Genomic DNA, 19,575 nt, shown 5'->3' with positions numbered 1-19,575 from the left:
GAGATTCCTTTGCGCGGCACCGCGCGGCTGTCTCGCCCCGTTCGTTGATCCTGGTCTGGTCGCAGCGTGTACGGTGCGTTGCGCGACGGGGTAGTGCCATCTTAGGAAACTCGAAAAAATTAATCAATAGCTAATCGGTTAGCCTATGAATAATCTTCGATCAGAGGCGAAAAGTCTCGGGTAAACACCGAACGGTGCGGCTGGTCCCGGTGACGTTCGATTAATATCTGGGCTTTCCGGAGACGACGATGGTGGCAGCGGGGCGCAAGACGGCGCGGGCGGAAGGCGAAGAGAAGGTGCAGCGCGGCATCCAGAGCGTGGAAGTCGCCGGCCGGTTCCTGGGCGCGCTCGCGGCGGCGCGTGCGCCAATGACGCTCGTTGAACTGGCGGACGCGGCACAGCTGGCGGCCGCGCAGGCCCATGCTTACCTGGTCAGCCTGACACGGCTCGGGCTGATCAAGCGCGACCATTTGTCGGGCCGCTACGAACCGGGCCCGCTGTCGCTGCAGCTTGGCATGATGCACCTGGAATCCGACCCGGCCTACCGCGCTGCCGTGCCGCGCGTGGACGAACTGGCCCAGGCCACGGGTTTCAGCGTGGCGATCAGCATCGCCGGCCCGCAGGGGCCCGCCATCGTGCGCTACGTGCCGGCTGCGGCACCGCTGCACGTGAACCTGCACGTCGGCACCGTGATGGCGCTGGCGGCTACGGCAACGGGGCGCGTCTATTGCGCGTTCCGGCCCCGTGCGGGTTGGGAGGCGATCTGGCGGCAGCAGCAGCCGCAGGCCAGCGCCGCAGATCGCGCCGCAGATCGCGCCGCGTTCGACGCCGCACTTGAAGCGATTCGCACACGCGGCATCGAACGCAGCATTGATGCGCCGAGCCCGGCCGTCAGCAGCCTGAGCGTGCCCGTGCTCGATGCCGGCGGCGCGTTGAGGCTGGTACTGACCGTAGTCGGCTCCACGGGCACCATTGACGTGGACTGGAAGGGACCGGTGGCGACGGCGCTGCAGGCGACCGCCCACGCCATCGGCACGAACCTTGGACAAGCATGAGTACGCCAGCGGCCCCGAACGATGACCGGAGCGGCGATGGGGGCAAGCCACAGCGCGGCATCCAGTCGCTCGACAGTACCGGACAACTGCTGGCGGCGCTGGTGGCGGCAGGCAGGCCGCTGCCGCTGCGCGACCTGGCGCAGGCGGCAGGCATGGCGCCGGCCAAGGCGTTTCCGCACCTGGTCAGCCTGCAGAAGACCGGCCTGCTCTCGCGCGATGCCGCGGGCAACTTCCTGTGCGGACCGCTGAGCCTCGAATTGGGGCTGATCGCCCTGCAGCGTCTGTCGCCGACGCGCGAAGCCGAGCCGGAAATCATCGAGCTCGCGGGTGCTACGGGCCTGAGCGTGGCCATGGCGGTGCTCGGACCGCTGGGGCCGACCGTGGTCCGGCTGGAGGAATCGGCACGGCCGCAGCATGTGAGCCTGCGCGTCGGCACGGTGCTTTCGCTGGTCAATACCGCGATCGGCCGCACCATGGCGGCGTACCTGCCGGAGAACGTGCTGGCTGGCCTGCTCGCGCGCGACGACCTGCGCATGGCCGGCGCCGCGCCAGCCGAGGTGCTTGGCGATGACGGCAAGCTTGCTTCGGACTATGCGGGCCGGCTGGCGCGGGTGCGCAGCGAGCAGGTCGACAACGCGCTGAGCCGGCCCGTGCCCGGCATCGACACGCTCGCGGCGCCGGTGTTCGATCATACGGGCAGCCTGGCGCTGGTGGTGGCGGTGATGGGGTCGACCGGCAGTTTCGACAGCGGCACGCAAGGTGCCACGGCCGAACTGGTGCGCCAGGCGGCGCACCGGCTTTCGTGGCGCTTTGGCGCCATGCCGGCGCCGGCTTGAATGCGCCGCAGGATTCAGCGGCTTATTGCTCCCTTATTGCTCCACGCGGATGTTGGCTGACTTGATCAGCGCATCCCACTTCTCGTACTGGGCGCGGATATAGCTGCCAAACTGCGCAGGCGTGGCCGGGAACGGCACCGTGCCCTGGCTCGCCAGCTTGCCGGCCATTTCCGGTTGTTTCAGCGACGCCACGATCTCGGCGTTGAGCCGGTCGACCACGGCCTTGGGCGTGCCGGCCGGCGCCACGACGCCGAACCAGGCCGTCAGCTCATAGCCCGGTACGCCGGCAGCCGCCAGCGTCGGCACTCCAGGCAATTGTTCAGACGGCGTCTGCGTCGTGACCGCCAGCGGGCGCACGCGGCCGTCGCGGATGTACGGCAACGCCGTGGATACGCTGTCGAACATCATGGTCAGGCGCCCGCCGATCAGGTCCGTCATGGACGCGGCGCTGCCCTTGTAAGGGATGTGCGTGATATTGACTCCCGCCATATGCGTAAACAGTTCACCCGCCAGGTGCGAGGACGAACCATTGCCGAACGAGCCATAGGTGAGCTTGCCGGGCTCCTTGCGCGCCAGCGCCAGCAACTCCGGCACGGTGCGCGCGGGCACCGACGGGTGCACGACCAGCACGTTGGGCAGGTAGGCGACGGAAGCCACCGGCGCGAAGTCCTTGAGCGGATCGTAGCCAGGCTTGTCGTAGAGGCTCTTGTTGACGGCCAGCGAGCCGAACGTACCGAACAACAGCGTGTAGCCGTCGGCCGGGGCGCGCGCCACGGCAATCGCGGCGATATTGCCGCCGGCACCCGGACGGTTGTCGATGACGACCGGTTGCCCCAGCCGCACCGACAGCGCATTGCCGACTTCGCGCGCCAGGAGGTCCGTGGCGCCGCCCGGCGGGAAGGGCACCACCAGCCGTACCGGCTTGTCCGGGTACGCCGCGAAAGCGCTGCCGGCCGCCGCCAGCGAAACCAGCAGCCCTGCGGCCGCATGCTTGAACCAGCTCTTCATCGCTGTCTCCCCTCTGTCAAGTTTTGGCGATGGAAAGCGGCAGTGTGTCGCAGCGCGTGGTTGCGCGGGTTTCGAATTGGCAAAGGCGGGGTTCGCGCGCGCGGCGCGTAGTGTCGCCGTCGCCTCAGCGCGACGCCGTCACGCGGCGGGGAGGCCCGGCACGGCCAGCGGGTTGCCGCCGCGCTCGTAAGCCTCGGCGGCCTGCAACAGCGCACCCAGTTCGCCATGGCCGTCGAGAATGGCGTCCCGGATCGTCTGGGTCACCGGAAAGGTGTCCTGGATGTCACGACGCGTACCGTGCGGCGGCAGCGGAGCCAGCGAGAGCACACCGGTGAGGAAGGCCGCTTCGGCGAAGGCGGTATCGTGCGGGCGGACATGGCGCGCTGCCTGCGCCATGAAGGTGGCGCGCCGGTGTGCCGCCTGGCTGCGCAGGCTGGGTTCGCCGGGCAGGCGCAATCCGTCCGCGATGTGCAGCAGCCGCACCCAGCGCTGCAGGCTGTGGGGGCCCAGCGCCGCAAGCAGCGCGCGCACGCTGGCAAAGCCGGCACCAGGCTGCACGCCGGTCGCCACGGAGAGCCGCAGCAACTGGGCCACCAGGCCGGGGTTGGCATGCAGTTCGGCCAGCAGCGCCTCGGAGTACGCGCCTTGCGTCAGCAGCGTTTGCAGCCGCGCCAGCGCACCACGGTCCAGGTGCGGCAGCGGTGCCGCCAGCGGTTCGGGGCGCGCGAAATGGAAGCCCTGGAACAGATGGAATCCGAGTTGTTGCGCAAGCGCGAAGTCGTCGGCGGTTTCGATCTTCTCGCCAATCAGCAGGCGGTCTGCCTGCAGCACCGCATCGGCCAGGCGCGGAAGATCGAGGCGGTTGCCTGAACGGAAGTCGACCTTGACGAAGTCGACCGCGGGCAGCGCCTTGCGAACGTCGGCCGTCAGCGCCGCCACGTCGTCGAGCGCCAGGCGGTAGCCGGTCTCCCGCAGCCACGCCAGGCGCCGCAGCACGCAGGTATCCATGGGCACGCTTTCGAGCACTTCGAGCACGAAGTGCCCGGGCGGGACCAGCAACAGCAGGTCGTCGAGCAGCAGTTGCCGCCCCAGGTTGATGAAGCCCGCATGCTTGCGCAAGGTCCAGTCCAGCCCTGTGCCACCCAGCGCAAGTGCGATGACTTGGGCCGTTGCCGCCGTGTCATCGAGGACGTCTGCCCAGTTTCCGCCGGCTTCCCGGTATAGCAGCTCATAGGCCTGCGGATCGCCGGCGGCATTCACGATGGGCTGGCGCCCGAAGTGCAGTACCTCGGCATCGCGGAGACCGGGCATGGGGATGGCGGACAGGGGCGGAAGGGGGGCTTGCATGGGGATATTCCAGGAGGAAGCCGGCAACTTCCTGATGCGGATGAATGCAGCGAGTGCGCAGAAAGGATTTCAATTGCGCTTATTCGACGGCGCCGAAAATCAGATTCGTATCTGGAGCAACGGGAAGCAATAAGAGATCGCCGCGATGATAGGAAGGGACTTCCGCAACGTCCTTGATTCGTGCCAACAATGCTGGCGCAGCAGGGCTCTCCAGTCGTTTCGCGGCGCCGCGCGGGAGTTTGCGGCACTAGAGTCGGAAAACTCCTAATGGATATTCAGAAACTACAGATTGTTCTGCAGATGCCGGTCAATAGAATCGAATTTAAGGTTTTGGTGATTTGATTCCGTAGTCAAACCAATTCTGGGAGCCACCTCCCAAGGAAGGGATCGCCGGAAACCTTTTCCTGAGATTCCTTCTTCCGAGGCCCCCATGACCCTGACAACCCGCCCGCCATCGCCTGATTCGATCCCGTGCTGCGCCGGATGCTCCATGGCACGCTTCTGCCTGGTGGGCGAGCGGGCGCCCGACAGCATCGAGCCGGCCGACATGCTGGCCCATCGCGTGGTTCGTCTGCGCAAGGGCGAACCACTCTATCTGCTCGGTGATCCGGTCGAGGCCCTGTTCGCGATCCGCGTGGGTACGCTCAAGACGCATGTCGCCACGGAGGACGGACGCACACAGGTGGTCGGATTCCATTTCCCCGGCGAAATGGTCGGACTGGACAGCATCGGCCGCCGCCAGTACGCCTCCTACGCGACGGCGCTGGAAGATGCCAAGGTTTGCATGATTGCCATCGATACGCTGCGCAAAGTGGCGGCGAGTACGCCGGCACTCGCCAGCCGGGTGTTGCTGGCACTGGACCGCCTGGCGCAGCGCACGCGTGCGCTGCAGACACTGCTGGCGCTGATGACGGCGGAAGAGCGTCTGGTGACGTTCCTGCTGTGGATATCCGAAGGACTGTCCGTGCGCGGCTTTTCGCCGAGCGAGTTCATTCTGCGCATGACTCGCGAGGAAATCGGCAGCTATCTCGGCCTGACACTGGAGACGGTCAGCCGTCAGTTTTCCCGGCTCGCGGAATGCGGTCTGATCCGGGTCAAGCACCGCAGCGTGACGCTGGTCGACAAGGCAGGGCTGCGCGCCATAGCCGCCCGTGCGGCGATCTCCGCGGTAGCGCCTGTGCCCGGCAGCCGGCGCGCAGGCAGGCAGGGCGTGCCGGCGCGGGGAGCGGGAGCGTTGGTGTCCGCCCAGGCGTGGACGGCTCGGACCTTGCCCGAGTCCGGTGCCGGCGCCAGGCATGCGGACAATGTGAAAGGCAATCCGTTCGCTTGGGAGGCTGGCAATGGACAGCAGTGACCTGGTAGGTGAGATCAAGGACGTCAACCTGGCCTATCTGCTGCTGGTGCAGCGGCTGATGCGCCAGAACGAGCCCGAGGCCCTGTTAAGGCTCGGCATCCGCAAGGAGGTCGGGCAGGCGCTGCTGGCGCTGACCTCGGCGCAGTTGCTGGGCCTGGCGCGCTCGAGCATGGTGCTGTGCCGCTTCCGTCTTGACAACGGTGCCTTGCTCGAAGCGCTGGCGGGCATCAGGCCCCGGCACGAGCTGTGCAATATGCATATGGCCATCGTGCTGGCCGCGCAAGCCCTGGAGGAAGGACGATGAAGACCCCCGCGCAACCAGCACTGGCGCGCAGTGCACTGCAGGATGCCAGCGACACGCAGCTTGCCATTGAGCTGATCAGCCTGGGGGCCCGCCCGCAGGTCGTGGAGGCGGAAGTGGCGCTGTCGCACAGCCGCGTGTACCGGCTGTACCGGGAGCTGACGGGAGGGTCCCCGCCGAAGGGCATGCTGCCATTCTCGGCGGACTGGTTCGTGACGTGGCGGCCCAACGCGCATGCGTCGTATCTGCTGAACGTCCATGAATTCATGCGGCAGCGGGCCGGGCTGCCAGGCATCCGTGCAGTGCTCGACAGCTACCGCGTGTATGCAGGCCATATGCGGGCCAGCGACGAGGAATGCCTGATCAGCTTCACGCGATTCTGGACACTGGTGCGCTTCCGCGAAGGCGGCTTGCTGCAGCTGTCGACGTGTCGTTGCTGCGGCGGCCGCTATGTCACGCATGCCTATGAACCCCAGGCCTCGTTCATCTGCAGCCTGTGCGAGCCGCCATCGCGGGTGCGCCGCGGCGTGCACCGAACGTTGCCGGCCGGCGTGGCTGAGCCGGCCTCGCCCATCCCCGGCGGCCTGCCGGTTGTTGCCGGACCGGCATTGGGGGCGGCTGCGCCGGCACCGCAGCGTGGAAGGGCGGGCGCTGGCCCGGCGGCAGGAGCGCCTCTCGCACGCTGCCGAAGACGCACTCTCTGAGTTCGACGCGTGTTTCACCTTCGAGAACGCGTCCTGCCAGTTCGAACTGATGCGGCGCTTCCACGACCAGTTCGAACGGTTCCGCAAGACCTGCCGGCCGGTCGCCGGCGACTGGCCGGACTGACCCGCAACGTGGCCTGCGCCAACGGCAATCGCTGAACGCAGGGAGGCGGGTCTCGGTCAGATGCCCGCCATGCAGGTGTACTTGATCACCAGGTAGTCCTCGATGCCGTAGTGCGAGCCTTCACGGCCCACGCCGGACTGCTTCACGCCGCCAAACGGCGCGACCTCGTTGGAGATCAGTCCGGTGTTCACCCCGACCATGCCGTACTCGAGCCGCTCCGAGACACGCCAGACGCGGCCGAGGTCGCGTGCATAGAAATAGCTGGCCAGGCCGAACTCGGTGTCGTTGGCCATAGCCACGACATCGTCCTCGGTCTTGAAGCGGAACAATGGCGCCAGCGGGCCAAAGGTCTCTTCACGCGCGACCAGCATGCCCGGCGCGACGTCGGCCAGGATGGTCGGCTCGAAGAACGTATGGCCAAGCCCGTGCCGATGGCCGCCCTGCAGCACGCGCGCGCCCTTGCCAAGGGCGTCGGCGATATGCTCCTCGACCTTGGCCACGGCCTTCTCGTCGATCAGCGGGCCGATGCGCACGCCTTCGTCCATGCCATTGCCGACCTTCAGCTTGGCGACTGCGGCCACCAGCTTCTCGGCGAACGCGTCGTAGACCTTGTCCTGCACGTAGATCCGGTTCGCGCAGACGCAGGTCTGGCCCGCGTTCCGATACTTGGAGATGATGGCGCCTTCTACCGCGGCATCCAGGTCAGCGTCGTCGAACACGATAAAAGGCGCATTGCCGCCGAGTTCCATCGACACCTTCTTGATGGTGGCTGCGGTCTGCGCCATCAGCATGCGGCCGACCTCGGTGGAGCCCGTAAAGGTCAGCTTGCGCACCAGTGGGTTGCTGCTCAGTTCGCCGCCGATGGCACCCGCCGACCCCGTCACCACGGACAGCACGCCGGCCGGGATGCCCGCGCGTTCCGCCAGCACCGCGAGCGCCAGCGCAGTCAGCGGGGTTTGCGACGCCGGCTTGAGCACCATGGTGCAGCCCGCGGCCAATGCCGGGCCGGCCTTGCGGGTGATCATGGCCGCCGGGAAATTCCACGGCGTGATCGCGGCGCACACGCCAACCGGCTCCTTGGTCACGACAATGCGCTGATTGCTGATCGGCGCCGGAATCGTTTCACCGTAGATGCGCTTGCCTTCCTCGGCAAACCATTCGATGAACGACGCCGCGTAGGCGATCTCGCCCTTGGCCTCGGCAAACGGCTTGCCTTGCTCGGCGGTCATGATGCGCGCGAGATCATCCTGGTTGGCCAGGATCAGCTCGAACCACTTGCGCAGCAGCGCCGAACGCTCCTTGGCCACGCGCGCGCGCCAGGCCGGCAACGCACGGTTGGCGGCCTCGATAGCCTGGCGGGCTTCCGCGGCGCCAAACTGCGGCACGTGCGCCACGCGTTCGCCCGTGGCCGGATTGGTTACATCGATGTGGCGTTCGCCGTCGGTCCAGCGTCCGTCGATATAGCACTGCTGGCGCAGCAGGGTGGGGTCTTGGAGCTTCAGCATGGTCGTTCGTCCGTTGAAAGGATTGGCGGGAGGCGTGGCGCGATCAAGGCATTGTAATCGCCACTGGACATCCTCGCGGGCGGGCCCGGACTAGTAACTGCGTGCTTGGTGGTGTGCGGGAGCCGCTTATGGTCCGCACGAGTCCGGCCCAGGGATGCCCGGATGCCGTGGTTCAAGCATGGATCGCGCCCGCGCGGTGGTGCGTTCGGGGTGGGCGATTCGCCGGTCGAAGAAGACGGCGGGAAGGAAGGTGTGGCGTGATTGCGCTGTGAGCGGCGCTATCGACAGATCAACTGGCTTTCGGGCGATCCGGCTCGATGCCCCAATCGCCAAACTCCAGCCAATCGTCGCCGAGCAATTCGGCAGGATGTTGTGTGCGGCTGGAGCCATTGCCACAGCCCATGGCGTCCACCGGGCAATACTTGTCGCAGCCCCAGCAGATGCGCTCGGGGTGGCTCGGGTGTAGCGGGAATTTCTTTGCCATGGTGTGGCGGGCCGAACGCTGTGCCGATGTAACGAGAATATTGCAATCAGTATGGCGCTGCGAGCCGGGACATGGTTTGCCGAAGATCAAGGGCGGGCGCGAAGCAGCCACGAGAAGCATTCCGCCTGAAAGCCTTAACCGGCTCAGAAAGAGAGCGCCTGGGCCGCCAGTTTCATCAGCAGGCCGCTGCTCAGGCAAAGCGTCACCCACCCGCCCAGGATCAGCGCATTGTCACGAATGGTCATGATGTACTCCAGTTTCGGTGGGCGACGTGCGGCGTGCTTCAGGCGTGCGCGCCATCGCTGTACGGATCGAAGCCGCGCGCCGGGCTGGTCGAAACGCCGCTGCGATCCAGGCCGGCTACCGTACGGGCGCCGTCGATGTACGGGTCGGCTGTCCGGAACTGGTAACCGTAGTGGTCGCCGGCGTGGGCGTCTGCCACAAAGCGGGCACCGTCGCTGTACGGATCGGCATTGCGCACGCGGTACTCGTAGCCGTAACGGTCTCCGGGGTGGGTGCTCGTCGACGGGGCGGCATAGGCGGTGCCGACCGCGGCAGCGAGCGAAAGCAGGAGGGCGGATGCAACGGTACGGACAACGATGGTGCGCGACATGATGATCTCCGGTCTGGTTGAATTTTTCAGAACGCTTACTGTTTCAGGCGTGTCGTTCATGTGAGCAACTATAGACCGGGCATTGCGGTGTTTCCGAGCCGCGTTTAGGATTGCTTGTTCAATAATTTTGAATGTATGACACCCCGCATGAGTGGCGTCATGGCCAGAAATAAAAAGCCGGAGGCGGCATCAGAAATGCCAACCTCCGGCTTCAGGCAGGCACCGGTCGGCGCCTGCGGGATCGGATGTGCCGATCAGGCCTGGACGGATTCCAGGGCTGCGTTCAGCGTCTTGCTCGGGCGCATGATGGCGGACAGCTTTTCGGCGTCCGGCATGTAGTAGCCGCCGATGTCCACGGGCTTGCCCTGCACGTCGGACAGTTCACCGATGATGGTCTTCTCGTTGTCGGTGAGCTGCTTGGCCAGCGACGCGAACGTCGCAGCCAAGGCGGCGTCTTCGGTTTGCGCGGCGAGTTCCTGTGCCCAGTACATGGCCAGGTAGAACTGGCTGCCGCGGTTGTCCAGCTGGCCGGTCTTGGGCGACGGGCTCTTGGCGTTGTCCAGCAGCTTGCCGGTGGCGGAGTCCAGCGTCCTGGCCAGGAGCTTCGCCCTGTTGTTGCCCGACTTGATGCCCAGTTCTTCCAGCGATACGGCCAGCGCCAGGAATTCACCCAGCGAGTCCCAGCGCAGGTGGTTCTCTTCCACGAGCTGCTGCACGTGCTTCGGTGCCGAACCGCCCGCACCGGTTTCGTACATGCCGCCACCGGCCATCAGCGGCACGATCGACAGCATCTTGGCGCTGGTGCCCAGTTCCATGATCGGGAACAGGTCGGTCAGGTAGTCGCGCAGGATGTTGCCGGTCACCGAGATGGTGTCCAGGCCGCGGATCACGCGCTCGAGCGTGTAACGCATGGCGCGGACCTGCGACATGATCTGGATGTCGAGGCCCTTGGTGTCGTAGTCCTTCAGGTAGGTCTCGACCTTCTTGATCAGTTCGGCCTCGTGCGGACGGTATGCGTCCAGCCAGAACACGGCCGGCATGCCCGAGTTGCGGGCGCGCGTGACGGCGAGCTTGACCCAGTCGCGGATCGGCGCGTCCTTGACCTGGCACATGCGCCAGATGTCGCCCTGCTCGACCTGCTGCGTCAGCGCCGTCAGCACTTCACCGGTGGCGTTGTCGACGATGCGGGCTTCGCCGTCTTCGGGGATCTCGAAGGTCTTGTCGTGCGAACCGTATTCCTCGGCCTTCTGCGCCATCAGGCCGACGTTGGGCACCGTACCCATTGTCACCGGATCAAACGCGCCATTGGTCTTGCAGAAGTTGATGATTTCCTGATAAATGCGGGCGAAGGTCGATTCCGGGATCAGGCACTTGGTGTCCTTGGTGCGGCCGTCGGCGCCCCACATCTTGCCGCCGATACGGATCATGGCCGGCATCGAGGCGTCGACGATCACGTCGTTCGGCGCGTGCAGGTTCGAGATGCCCTTGGCCGAGTCCACCATCGCCAGCTCCGGACGATGTTCGTGGCAGGCGTGCATGTCGCGGATGACTTCTTCCTTCTTCGATTCCGGCAGCGTTTCGATCTTGGTGTACAGGTCCACCAGGCCGTTGTTGACGTTCACGCCCAGTTCGTCGAACAGCTTCGCGTGCTTGGCGAAGGCGTCCTTGTAGAAGACCTTGACGGCGTGGCCGAACACGATCGGGTGCGACACCTTCATCATCGTCGCCTTGACGTGCAGGCTCAGCATGACGCCGGTCTTGCGCGCGTCTTCCATCTGGTCTTCGTAGAAGGCCAGCAGGGCCTTCTTGCTCATGAACATGCTGTCGATGACCTCGCCGGCCTGCAGCGAGACCTTCGGCTTCAGCACGATGGTCTTGCCGCTCCTGGTCAGGAGTTCCATGCGGACTTCACGTGCGTTGTCCAGGGTGATCGATTTTTCGCCGTGGTAGAAGTCCCCGTGCTTCATGTGGGCCACGTGCGTGCGCGAGGCCATGCTCCACTCGCCCATGCTGTGCGGGTGCTTGCGCGCGTAGTTCTTAACGGCGGCCGGGGCGCGGCGGTCGGAGTTGCCCTCGCGCAGCACCGGGTTCACGGCGCTGCCCAGGCACTTGGAGTAGCGCTTCTGGATGGCCTTTTCTTCCTCGGTCTTCGGGTCTTCCGGGTAGTCCGGAACCTTGTAGCCCTTGGCCTGCAGTTCCTTGATGGCGCTGACCAGCTGGAACACCGATGCGCTGATGTTCGGCAGCTTGATGATGTTGGTGTCTTCCAGCTGGGTCATGCGGCCCAGTTCGGCGAGGTTGTCCGGCACGCGCTGTTCTTCGGCCAGGAATTCGGGGAACTCGCCCAGGATACGGCCGGCTACCGAGATATCGCTGGTCGTGACTTCAACGCCGGCCGGCTTGGTGAACGTGCGGATGATAGGTAGGAAAGCACTGGTCGCCAGCAGGGGGGCTTCGTCAGTCAGGGTGTAGATGATGGTGGGTTGCTGCGTACTCATTGCTTGCCTCTGGATCGGGGGGATGTCAAAGAATAGAACCACGCGCCGGCGACTGGACCATTCAGCCTCCGGCAAACACAGAATTTTGCCTCACTTTGCTTTCGGGCGGCTGACTTCCGCGGCAATTCTTGCGCGGAGATCGCCAATCCGCCCTGTTTTGGTGCGAAAATCGAGTGGCAATTTGGTCACTTCAGGCGGGCGGGGCCGAATTTCCGGGGCCATGCCGTCCTGGCCGGAATATTTTGGGTTCCGCACGTGTTTACCCGTAGAGCCGTCGGGCAAATCCTGCGCCGGACGACTATCCTCAGGTCGTGGGGCCACAGGCGCCACGGCGCTGGCCGACACTGGAGAAAGGTCATGCAATTCCGAAATGGCATTTGGCTGGCGGCCACCGCGCTCGTGCTGGGCGCGTGCGCAACGCTGCAGCCGGTCGAGACCGGCCAGAAGATGATCGGCAGCACCGAGGCCAGCGTGCGCGACGCCTTCGGCAAGCCTACGGAGACCTACCCGCTCGGTGACGGCACCAGCCGCTGGATCTACTCGAAACAGCCGCTGGGCTATGCAGTCTACGCGGCGGATTTCGATGCGGGCGGCAAGCTGGCGAACTTTCGCCAGATGCTGACCGAGCAGGAGATCTATACCGCGCGCCCCGGCGTCTGGACCAAGCGCGATGTGGCCGAACGCTTCGGCATGCCGCGCGAACCGGTGCAGTACTACCCGTTGATGAAGCGCGAGGCGTGGTCGTACCGCCTCTACGTCGCCGGCTATCAGCCCGCGCATTTCAGCGCCTACTTTGACGACCGTGGCGTGCTGGACCGCACCATGATCATCGTCGATCCCCTGGGCGGCGACGACCACAGCAGCAGCAAATAGGAGAACGCGCACCCGGGCGCGCAGGCGGCCATCGGCTCAGCCGGTGCCCGGGATATCGTCGGCCAGCACCCAGCGGTCTGGCGCGTCTTCGTGGGCGGCGGCCAGCAGGATGGCGTGACTGCAATCCTCGCACTGGTACGCGAAGGCGTACCCCGCTGCCGTAAGCACCTGGCCTCTCCTGGCCAGGCGAGCATGGGGCGGGAAATGACCGGGCCGATCGATCTGTGCCATGCAAAGCGCACATAGGGACATGGCTGACTCCGAGGAAGCGTCCGGTATCGGATGCAAGAAAATGCTGTAGTGCAGCAATTCCAGTATACGAGGCCACCGCGGCCACGGCGAAGCAAAATCCGGAGCAACCGGCGAACGCACATGGGTGTTTTTTTGCGTCGCACAACGCTGCTCTGGTGCTGTCAATGCCACTTCCTACATCCACATTGCTCGCCGCCCGGCAGCGCAACGAGGACTTGCCCTATGACTTCCGACGCACCAAAGTATGAGGTGGGCCGGCTGGGCCGGTCATCCACGGGAGACTGGGCATGGGCAAAAAGAAGCAGGGCGAGCGCGATGCAGACAATGCCGGCGCCGCCGGCGGGAAGATGACGGGCAAGCAATACGACGAGGAGCTGTTCCGGCTGCATGTGGAGCTGGTCAAGCTGCAGGACTGGGTCAAGGCTACCGGCGCCAAGGTCTGCATTCTGTTCGAAGGCCGCGATGGCGCCGGCAAGGGCGGCGTGATCAAGGCCATGACCGAGCGCGTGAGTCCGCGCGTATTCCGCGTGGTGGCGCTGCCGGCGCCAACCGAGCGCGAAAAGAGCCAGATGTACGTGCAGCGCTATATCCCCCACCTGCCTGCCGCCGGCGAGATCGTGATCTTCGATCGCAGCTGGTACAACCGGGCCGGCGTGGAACGGGTCATGGGATTCTGCAGCGACGAGCAGGTGGACATCTTCCTGCGTGGTGTACCGCTGGTCGAACGGGCCATCACCCAGTCGGGCGTGGTGCTGCTGAAATACTGGCTGGAAGTCAGCGAGGCAGAGCAGACGCGCAGGCTGCAGGACCGCATTACCGACCAGCGCAAGACCTGGAAGCTGACCGACATGGACCTCAAGTCGTACTCGCGCTGGTACGACTATTCGCGCGCGCGCGACGCCATGTTCGCGGCGACGGATACGGACGAATCGCCGTGGTTTGTTACCCGTTCCGACGACAAGCGGCGCGCCCGGCTGAACATCATCAGCCATGTCCTCGATCGCATTCCGTACGAGGCAATGCCGCGCAAGAAGCCGAAACTGCCGGCCAGGCAGAAGCCGGAAGGCTACAAAGAGGCGGACTACCCATACCGGCGCGTGCCCGAGCGCTTCTAGTCCGGCCGTATCGCGACTGCAGGAAGGCCGCCGGACCGCCCCGCCGGAAGCCTCCGGGAGGGGGCGGCCGCGCAGCGCCGATCCGCATTGGCGCCGGCCCTTATCGCTTCATGATGGCCGTCAGCGTATCCACGAACGCCAGCGCAAGGCGTGACAGCGGCTCCGTCTGCACGTGGAAGATCTGCACCGATGCATTGACCTTGGTGCGCACCGGGACGGCCACCATGTCGGGCCAGTCCTGCCCGAACACCGTCATGGCATCGACCAGCGCAATGCCTGCGCCCGCCTGGGCGAGCGCCCTGGCCACATGGGCCTGTTCCACCTGCACCCGCATGTCCGGCTGGCTGCCTTCCCGGCCAAAGACCTCATGCACCAGCAGGCCGAAGGGCACGTCCGGCCCGTAACCGATCAGGTCTTCGCCCGCCAGGTCGGATGGACGCACCGAACTCCGGGTACTGAGGCGGTGACCGGCCGGAATCAGCGCCACGATGGGGTTCTTCACCAGTAGCCGCGAATCCAGGTTCGGGTGCGTCAGCGGCATGTTCGACACCGCCAGATCGGCCTGCCCCGAAATCAGCCCGCGCAGCATGTTGACCGGAATCTGCGTGCGCACCACCACGCGCACGGCCGGGTGCGCGCGGCGAAAGCCTGCAATCGCACGCGGCAACACCGTCTGGCCAAGATTGGGACTGCACGAGATGCGCAGGCTGCCGGTGCGGTTGGCGGCCAGGTCCTCCGCGATTTCGTTGACGCGCTCCACGCCTTCGTAGACCGCGTTGACCTCGCTGAGCAGCCGGCGGGCTTCCGGCGTGGGGTGCAGGCGTCCCTTGGTGCGCAGGAACAGGGTCAGGCCGAGCCGCTGCTCGGTATGGGCGAGCAGCCGGCTGATGGCGGGCTGCGACACATACAGCAGCTTCGACGCGCCACTGATCGAGCCGGTCAGCATGACCGCGCGGAAGACCTCGATCTGGCGAAGGTTCATCTTCATGGCATTAACACGGTGTTAAGGGATGCAGATATATAAGCATATGACAGTTATGGTCGTCATCCCTACACTGGGTTCCATCGACACGCCGCTCAAGTCGCGCAGGACCAGTGGACATGGCGCTGCACCAGCGCGCAGCGCAGCGACGCACCAGGCACCACGGCGGGGCCGGGCCAGTTTGCGATCCGGTGCATAAAGCACTTGTGGCGTGCAGGCATTTCATCACTCGATCAGACGATCAGGCGGAAAGGAGACTGTATGAGCGACATCCATCTCACCTACATCAACGGCAAGGACATTGCGCGGCTGGAACTGACCGATGCCGAGATCCTGGCGGCGGTAGAGCAGGCCCTGGTGGCCCAGGGCAACGGGCAGACCGTGATCGAGCCGCGCGTGCACCTGATGCCGGACCCCGCCTTCAACGGCCACTTCAATGTGCTGCGCGGCTACGTGGCGCCGCTGGGGCTGGCCGGCGTGAAGATCGTGGGTGACTACGTCGACAACTACAAGCTCGGCCTGCCGTCGGAAATGGCCATGCTGAACCTGTTCGACCCGCGCACCGGCATGCCCGTGGCCATGGTCGATGCGACGTTCATCACCGACGCCCGCACCGGCGCACTCACGGCGCTCGGCGCACGGCATCTCGCCCGCCGCGACAGCAAGGTGCTCGGCCATATCGGCGCGCGCGGCACGTCGTACTGGAACGTGCGACTGCTCGACAGCCTGTTCGACTTCGACGAGATCCGCGTGCATTCGCGCCGCCCCGAAAGCCGCAACAGCTTCGCGGCGCGGCTGGAGCGCGACCTCGGCAAGAAGATCATCGTGACGGAGGATTGGGAGTCGTGCGTGCGTGATGCCGATATTGTGGTGGAGGCCTCGCGCCTGGACCGCCCGACGCCGATGCTCAAGACCGAATGGATCAAGCGCGGCGCTTTCGTGGTGCCGTACGGAACCATGAGCGCGGTGGAGCTGTCGCTGACGGACATCATGACCAGGATGGTGGTGGACGACTGGGGCCAGTGCAAGGGTGGCATGTTCGGCTCGCTGCGTGCCCACGTGGAAGCCGGCAAACTGTCGGAACAGACCTTGTACGCGGAGCTGGGCGAGATTGCGGCGGGGCGCAAGCCGGGCCGCCAGAGCGATGACGAGACCAACCTGTTCTGGCATCGCGGCCTGTCGCTCAGCGATATCGCGCTGGGCCACGCCATCCTGCAGAAAGCCGGCGAGCGCGGCCTGGGCCAGCGCCTGGTGTACGCATGATCGCCAGCGCACGCATGTACGCCGTGGCCGCGCCGGTGGCGCGCGCCTGGCAGGCGCTGTTCACGCGCGTGGCCGAAGTTGCGGGCGTGGACATGGCCTACGTCGAGCACGCCGCCCCGGCACCGGTCAGCGCGCTGTGGGCGCGGCCGGACGGCGCCTGCGTGTTCATGTGTGGCTATCCGTATGCGTGCGCGCCGGCCGGCCGTGAACTGCTGGCTGCGCCCGTGCCGTCCGCGCCGCGCTACCAGGGGCGGCCGATCTACTTCAGCGAGTTCATCGTGCGTGCCGGTTCCGCGGCGCAGACGCTGCCACAGACGTTCGGTGGCCGGCTCGCGTGCATGCTGCCGGAGTCGAACTCGGGCTATAACGCGCCGCGCCACTTCCTGATGCGGCAGGCACCGGCCGGCACGCGCTCGCTCTACCGGCCGACAGCACAGCCCACGCCGACGCCGCTCGCCACCATCGACGCGGTGATCGACGGCGCGGCCGACGTCGGCGTGGTCGACAGCTACGTGCTCGACCTGCTGCGCGGCTACGCGCCGGAGCGGATGGCGCAACTGAAGACCCTGGCGCATACGCCGGGCGCGCCGATTCCGCCGCTGGTGGCCTCCGCCGGGGTCGGCGTGGATACCTGTACCCGCCTGCGCGAAGCGCTGCTGGCGCTCGACCGCGACGCTGTCGGCGCGGCGCTGATGGCGCAGCTGGGGCTGGCGCGCTTCGCCGCTGTGCAGCCTGAGGACTATGCCTGCCTCACCGCGCTTGCCCGCGAGTCGGACGACGCCGCCTTTGCCCTGACCATGGAGGAGGCGGCCGCATGACCCTCGATGTCGAGACCCTTCCACTGCACGGCCTGAAGGTGCTGGATTTCTCGCGCGTGCTGGCCGGGCCGTTCTGCAGCGCCATGCTGGCCGACGCCGGGGCCGAGGTGGTCAAGATAGAACCGTTCGAGGGCGACGATTACCGGCAGATGGGCCTGCAGGTCGATGGCCGCAGCGCCAACTTCGCCTTCGTCAACCGTGGCAAGCGCAGCGTGCGGCTCAACCTGAAGCAGGCCGGCGCACAGGCGGTGATTGCGCGGCTGGCACGCTGGGCCGATGTGGCGATCGAGAACTTCACGCCGGGCGTGGCGGATCGCCTCGGCATTGGCTATGCGACGCTGTCAGTGCTGAATCCGGGCCTGGTGTATTGCAGCATTTCCGGATTCGGACAGGAAGGGCCCTGGGCGAAGCGGCCGGCCTACGACACCATCATCCAGGCGCTGTCCGGGCTGATGGACGTCACCGGCGCGCCCGACGGCGAGCCGACGCTCGTCGGTGAATCGGTCGCGGACGTGGCGGCCGGCATGTTTGCGTCATGGGGCGTGATGGCAGCGCTGTGGCAGCGTGAGCGCACCGGCCGCGGCCGGCATCTCGACGTGCCGATGTACGACTGCCTGCTCAGCATGATGCCGACGCTGGTTTCGCGCGTGGCGGCGGGCGCAGCGGCGGCGCGCGTCGGCAACCGCCACGCCAATTCGGCGCCGTTTGGCGCATTCCGCGCGGCCGACGGCCTGTTCGTCCTCGCGGTGGCCAACAACCGCCTGTTCGCGCGGCTTGCCCAGGCGCTCGGCACACCCGAGCTGGCCGCAATGCCTGCGTTCGCCACCAACCAGGCGCGCAAGCAGCATGAAGCCGAACTCGCTGCCCGGATCGAGGCCTGGGCTGCCACGCTTTCAGCGGGCGAGGCCGTACGGCGCCTTGCCGAGGCTGGCGTTCCGGCAGCACCGGTCTTGCCGGTGGCGGCCAGCCTCGACAGCGAACATGCGCGCGAGCGCGGGCTGCTGGTGCAGCGGCAAGGCGCTGGCGGCGCGCGCGAATGCCATGTGGAACAGCCAGTCCGCTTCGGTGCCATGCCGCGCGGGCAGACCCCGGCCGCGCCGGAACTCGGTGCCGACACGGCGCACGTGCTTGGCGGGCTGGGCTTCGATACTGCAGCCATCGACGCGCTGCGGCAACAAGGAGTGATCTGATGCAGACAGAATCCCGCGCCGCCGCGCAGGTCGACGACGAAACCTTTTCGCAGATGCTGGACGCCACCGAACGCTTCGTGCGCGAGGCGCTCATGCCGCGCGAGCAGGAAGTCGAAGACACCGACCGCGTACCCGACGAGATCATCGACGCCATGAAGGCGCAGGGCTATTTCGGCCTGTCGATCGCGCCCGAGTATGGCGGCAGCGGCCTCACTGCCGAGCAGCAGGCGCACTTCCAGATGGTCCTGAGCCTGAGTTCACCGGCATTCCGCTATGTCTACAGCTCCAATCTCGGCATCGGTTCCCGCGCCATCTCGCTGGACGGCACCGCGGCGCAGAAGGCCGAGTTCTTGCCGCGCCTTGCCACGGGCGAACTGGTCGGGGCCTTTGCGCTGACCGAGCCGGGCGCCGGATCGGACGCAGGCAGCCTGAGTACGCGCGCCGAGCGGCAGGGCGGCGACTACGTGCTCAACGGTGCCAAGCGTTTTATCACCAACGCCACGCGTGCCGATGTCTTTACCGTGATGGCGCGCACCGACCCGTCGCAGCCCGGCGCGGCCGGCGTCAGCGCCTTTATCGTCGACAGGAACAGGCCCGGCCTGACCGTGGGCAAGCCCGAGAAGAAGATGGGCCACCGCGGCTCCCAGATCGCCGACGTGGTCTTCGACAACGTGCGCGTGCCGGCGCGACGGCTGATCGGCGGCGAAGAGGGCAAGGGCTTTCGCACTGCGATGAAGACGCTCGATCATGGCCGCATCAATATCGCCGCGATGGGCGTGGGCATGGCACAGCGCTTGCTTGATGAAGCCGTGGCCTATGCGGGCGAGCGCCGGCAGTTTGGACGTGCCATCATCGATTTCCAGCTCGTGCAGGCCATGCTGGCCGATTCCGAGGTCGAGATCCAGGCCGCGCGCGCCATGACGCTGGCCGCGGCACGGCAGATCGACACCGCGCGCAGCGCGCTGAAGGAAGCGGCGGCGGCCAAGTACTTCTCGTCCGAGATGCTGTGCCGGGTCGCGGACCGCGCGGTGCAGGTGTTCGGCGGCGCCGGCTATGTCGCCGACTATCCGGTCGAGCGCATGTACCGCGACGCGCGCCTGCTGCGGCTCTACGAAGGGACCAGCCAGATCCTGCAGATCGTGATCGCGCGCGCGCTCGGCAGCGAACGGGGGCTTCGCGTCGCCTGAAGCCGCTGCCCATCGTGCACCTCAAGCCAAGCCTGACCATTGTTACGTACTGACGCAAGGGGAACT

General features: G+C 66.2%; 18 protein-coding genes and 1 pseudogene. 11 read left to right on the top strand and 8 right to left on the bottom strand.

The genetic code is table 11. From position 1 onward, the window contains the following. Nucleotides 1-248: 248 nt before the first annotated feature. Both KHO22_RS17415 and KHO22_RS17410 read left to right on the top strand, forming a co-directional pair. Entirely contained in the window at nucleotides 249-1,055 is an 807-nt protein-coding gene (locus tag KHO22_RS17415; protein WP_211948410.1) for an IclR family transcriptional regulator, read from the top strand. Continuing rightward, nucleotides 1,052-1,891, top strand: a complete 840-nt coding sequence (locus KHO22_RS17410) for an IclR family transcriptional regulator (protein ID WP_211948409.1) — start codon at nucleotides 1,052-1,054, stop codon at nucleotides 1,889-1,891. Before KHO22_RS17415 ends, KHO22_RS17410 begins: the two co-directional genes overlap by 4 nt. Before the next feature lie 33 nt (nucleotides 1,892-1,924). On the opposite strand, the gene KHO22_RS17405 is transcribed toward KHO22_RS17410, so the two are convergent. Both KHO22_RS17405 and KHO22_RS17400 read right to left on the bottom strand, forming a co-directional pair. Next, nucleotides 1,925-2,899 (bottom strand): Bug family tripartite tricarboxylate transporter substrate binding protein, encoded by a 975-nt coding sequence (locus KHO22_RS17405; protein WP_211948408.1) that lies wholly within the window; start codon nucleotides 2,897-2,899, stop codon nucleotides 1,925-1,927. A gap of 138 nt (nucleotides 2,900-3,037) precedes the next feature. Next, on the bottom strand, nucleotides 3,038-4,246 hold the full coding sequence (locus KHO22_RS17400; protein ID WP_211948407.1) for an EAL and HDOD domain-containing protein: 1,209 nt from the start codon (nucleotides 4,244-4,246) through the stop codon (nucleotides 3,038-3,040). Nucleotides 4,247-4,676: 430 nt separating this feature from the next. On the opposite strand from KHO22_RS17400, the gene KHO22_RS17395 reads away from it, so the two are divergent. From KHO22_RS17395 to flhC, 3 genes and pseudogenes are all read left to right on the top strand, one after another. Next, nucleotides 4,677-5,600 (top strand): helix-turn-helix domain-containing protein, encoded by a 924-nt coding sequence (locus tag KHO22_RS17395; protein ID WP_211948406.1) that lies wholly within the window; start codon nucleotides 4,677-4,679, stop codon nucleotides 5,598-5,600. Continuing rightward, complete coding sequence (gene flhD, locus KHO22_RS17390; RefSeq protein ID WP_211948405.1) at nucleotides 5,587-5,904, top strand: flagellar transcriptional regulator FlhD; 318 nt, start codon at nucleotides 5,587-5,589, stop codon at nucleotides 5,902-5,904. Before KHO22_RS17395 ends, flhD begins: the two co-directional genes overlap by 14 nt. Continuing rightward, nucleotides 5,901-6,416, top strand: a pseudogene (flhC, locus tag KHO22_RS17385) (flagellar transcriptional regulator FlhC); the annotation flags it as partial. The gene flhD and the pseudogene flhC, both read left to right, overlap by 4 nt. A 369-nt stretch (nucleotides 6,417-6,785) precedes the next feature. Here flhC and gabD read toward each other — a convergent pair. From gabD to KHO22_RS17365, 4 genes are all read right to left on the bottom strand, one after another. Further along, nucleotides 6,786-8,234 carry an NADP-dependent succinate-semialdehyde dehydrogenase gene (gabD, locus tag KHO22_RS17380; protein ID WP_211948403.1) on the bottom strand — a complete coding sequence of 483 codons (1,449 nt, stop codon included), beginning with the start codon at nucleotides 8,232-8,234 and terminating at the stop codon, nucleotides 6,786-6,788. Between the two features lie 289 nt (nucleotides 8,235-8,523). Then, entirely contained in the window at nucleotides 8,524-8,718 is a 195-nt protein-coding gene (locus KHO22_RS17375) for a DUF3079 domain-containing protein (protein ID WP_211948559.1), read from the bottom strand. 283 nt (nucleotides 8,719-9,001) lie between these two features. Next, nucleotides 9,002-9,331, bottom strand: a complete 330-nt coding sequence (locus KHO22_RS17370; RefSeq protein WP_211948402.1) for a hypothetical protein — start codon at nucleotides 9,329-9,331, stop codon at nucleotides 9,002-9,004. A 254-nt stretch (nucleotides 9,332-9,585) separates the two neighbouring features. Continuing rightward, nucleotides 9,586-11,829, bottom strand: a complete 2,244-nt coding sequence (locus tag KHO22_RS17365; RefSeq protein WP_211948401.1) for an NADP-dependent isocitrate dehydrogenase — start codon at nucleotides 11,827-11,829, stop codon at nucleotides 9,586-9,588. Between the two features lie 357 nt (nucleotides 11,830-12,186). Between KHO22_RS17365 and KHO22_RS17360 the strand changes: the two genes are divergently transcribed. After that, nucleotides 12,187-12,702 (top strand): hypothetical protein, encoded by a 516-nt coding sequence (locus KHO22_RS17360; protein ID WP_211948400.1) that lies wholly within the window; start codon nucleotides 12,187-12,189, stop codon nucleotides 12,700-12,702. A gap of 36 nt (nucleotides 12,703-12,738) precedes the next feature. Here KHO22_RS17360 and KHO22_RS32800 read toward each other — a convergent pair whose 3' ends face one another. Then, nucleotides 12,739-12,870: a hypothetical protein gene (locus KHO22_RS32800; protein WP_338031343.1), complete on the bottom strand. Its 132-nt coding sequence runs from the start codon at nucleotides 12,868-12,870 to the stop codon at nucleotides 12,739-12,741. Between the two features lie 371 nt (nucleotides 12,871-13,241). On the opposite strand from KHO22_RS32800, the gene ppk2 reads away from it, so the two are divergent. After that, the gene (gene ppk2, locus KHO22_RS17350; RefSeq protein ID WP_211948398.1) at nucleotides 13,242-14,069 is read left to right on the top strand and encodes a polyphosphate kinase 2; all 828 of its coding nucleotides are present in this window, start codon (nucleotides 13,242-13,244) and stop codon (nucleotides 14,067-14,069) included. Nucleotides 14,070-14,169: 100 nt separating this feature from the next. Here ppk2 and KHO22_RS17345 read toward each other — a convergent pair whose 3' ends face one another. Next, nucleotides 14,170-15,057 (bottom strand): LysR family transcriptional regulator, encoded by an 888-nt coding sequence (locus tag KHO22_RS17345; RefSeq protein ID WP_211948397.1) that lies wholly within the window; start codon nucleotides 15,055-15,057, stop codon nucleotides 14,170-14,172. A gap of 255 nt (nucleotides 15,058-15,312) precedes the next feature. Between KHO22_RS17345 and KHO22_RS17340 the strand changes: the two genes are divergently transcribed. Genes KHO22_RS17340 through KHO22_RS17325 form a run of 4 tightly spaced genes read left to right on the top strand, consistent with a single transcriptional unit; the run spans nucleotide 15,313 to nucleotide 19,509 of the window. Next, on the top strand, nucleotides 15,313-16,314 hold the full coding sequence (locus KHO22_RS17340) for an ornithine cyclodeaminase family protein (protein ID WP_211948396.1): 1,002 nt from the start codon (nucleotides 15,313-15,315) through the stop codon (nucleotides 16,312-16,314). Next, on the top strand, nucleotides 16,311-17,132 hold the full coding sequence (locus KHO22_RS17335) for a phosphate/phosphite/phosphonate ABC transporter substrate-binding protein (protein ID WP_211948395.1): 822 nt from the start codon (nucleotides 16,311-16,313) through the stop codon (nucleotides 17,130-17,132). The genes KHO22_RS17340 and KHO22_RS17335 overlap by 4 nt, the downstream gene beginning before the upstream one ends. Continuing rightward, complete coding sequence (locus tag KHO22_RS17330; protein WP_211948394.1) at nucleotides 17,129-18,322, top strand: CaiB/BaiF CoA transferase family protein; 1,194 nt, start codon at nucleotides 17,129-17,131, stop codon at nucleotides 18,320-18,322. Before KHO22_RS17335 ends, KHO22_RS17330 begins: the two co-directional genes overlap by 4 nt. Next, nucleotides 18,322-19,509, top strand: coding sequence for an acyl-CoA dehydrogenase family protein (locus KHO22_RS17325; RefSeq protein ID WP_211948393.1), 1,188 nt, complete (start codon nucleotides 18,322-18,324; stop codon nucleotides 19,507-19,509). The genes KHO22_RS17330 and KHO22_RS17325 overlap by 1 nt, the downstream gene beginning before the upstream one ends. Nucleotides 19,510-19,575: the final 66 nt, after the last annotated feature.

The organism is Cupriavidus yeoncheonensis, assembly GCF_905397275.1.
Classification (GTDB): domain Bacteria; phylum Pseudomonadota; class Gammaproteobacteria; order Burkholderiales; family Burkholderiaceae; genus Cupriavidus; species Cupriavidus yeoncheonensis.
The sequence above is the reverse complement of the archived record's forward strand: the minus strand, read 5'-3'. Positions and strand labels throughout refer to the sequence as shown.

What these genes read in the sequence shown, in the direction of transcription:
- KHO22_RS17415 (WP_211948410.1), top strand. Translation starts at nt 249, where the DNA reads ATGGTGGCAGCGGGGCGCAAGACGGCGCGGGCGGAAGGCGAAGAGAAG.
- KHO22_RS17410 (WP_211948409.1), top strand. Translation starts at nt 1,052, where the DNA reads ATGAGTACGCCAGCGGCCCCGAACGATGACCGGAGCGGCGATGGGGGC.
- KHO22_RS17405 (WP_211948408.1), bottom strand. Translation starts at nt 2,899, where the DNA reads ATGAAGAGCTGGTTCAAGCATGCGGCCGCAGGGCTGCTGGTTTCGCTG.
- KHO22_RS17400 (WP_211948407.1), bottom strand. Translation starts at nt 4,246, where the DNA reads ATGCAAGCCCCCCTTCCGCCCCTGTCCGCCATCCCCATGCCCGGTCTC.
- KHO22_RS17395 (WP_211948406.1), top strand. Translation starts at nt 4,677, where the DNA reads ATGACCCTGACAACCCGCCCGCCATCGCCTGATTCGATCCCGTGCTGC.
- flhD (WP_211948405.1), top strand. Translation starts at nt 5,587, where the DNA reads ATGGACAGCAGTGACCTGGTAGGTGAGATCAAGGACGTCAACCTGGCC.
- gabD (WP_211948403.1), bottom strand. Translation starts at nt 8,234, where the DNA reads ATGCTGAAGCTCCAAGACCCCACCCTGCTGCGCCAGCAGTGCTATATC.
- KHO22_RS17375 (WP_211948559.1), bottom strand. Translation starts at nt 8,718, where the DNA reads ATGGCAAAGAAATTCCCGCTACACCCGAGCCACCCCGAGCGCATCTGC.
- KHO22_RS17370 (WP_211948402.1), bottom strand. Translation starts at nt 9,331, where the DNA reads ATGTCGCGCACCATCGTTGTCCGTACCGTTGCATCCGCCCTCCTGCTT.
- KHO22_RS17365 (WP_211948401.1), bottom strand. Translation starts at nt 11,829, where the DNA reads ATGAGTACGCAGCAACCCACCATCATCTACACCCTGACTGACGAAGCC.
- KHO22_RS17360 (WP_211948400.1), top strand. Translation starts at nt 12,187, where the DNA reads ATGCAATTCCGAAATGGCATTTGGCTGGCGGCCACCGCGCTCGTGCTG.
- ppk2 (WP_211948398.1), top strand. Translation starts at nt 13,242, where the DNA reads ATGGGCAAAAAGAAGCAGGGCGAGCGCGATGCAGACAATGCCGGCGCC.
- KHO22_RS17345 (WP_211948397.1), bottom strand. Translation starts at nt 15,057, where the DNA reads ATGAAGATGAACCTTCGCCAGATCGAGGTCTTCCGCGCGGTCATGCTG.
- KHO22_RS17340 (WP_211948396.1), top strand. Translation starts at nt 15,313, where the DNA reads ATGAGCGACATCCATCTCACCTACATCAACGGCAAGGACATTGCGCGG.
- KHO22_RS17335 (WP_211948395.1), top strand. Translation starts at nt 16,311, where the DNA reads ATGATCGCCAGCGCACGCATGTACGCCGTGGCCGCGCCGGTGGCGCGC.
- KHO22_RS17330 (WP_211948394.1), top strand. Translation starts at nt 17,129, where the DNA reads ATGACCCTCGATGTCGAGACCCTTCCACTGCACGGCCTGAAGGTGCTG.
- KHO22_RS17325 (WP_211948393.1), top strand. Translation starts at nt 18,322, where the DNA reads ATGCAGACAGAATCCCGCGCCGCCGCGCAGGTCGACGACGAAACCTTT.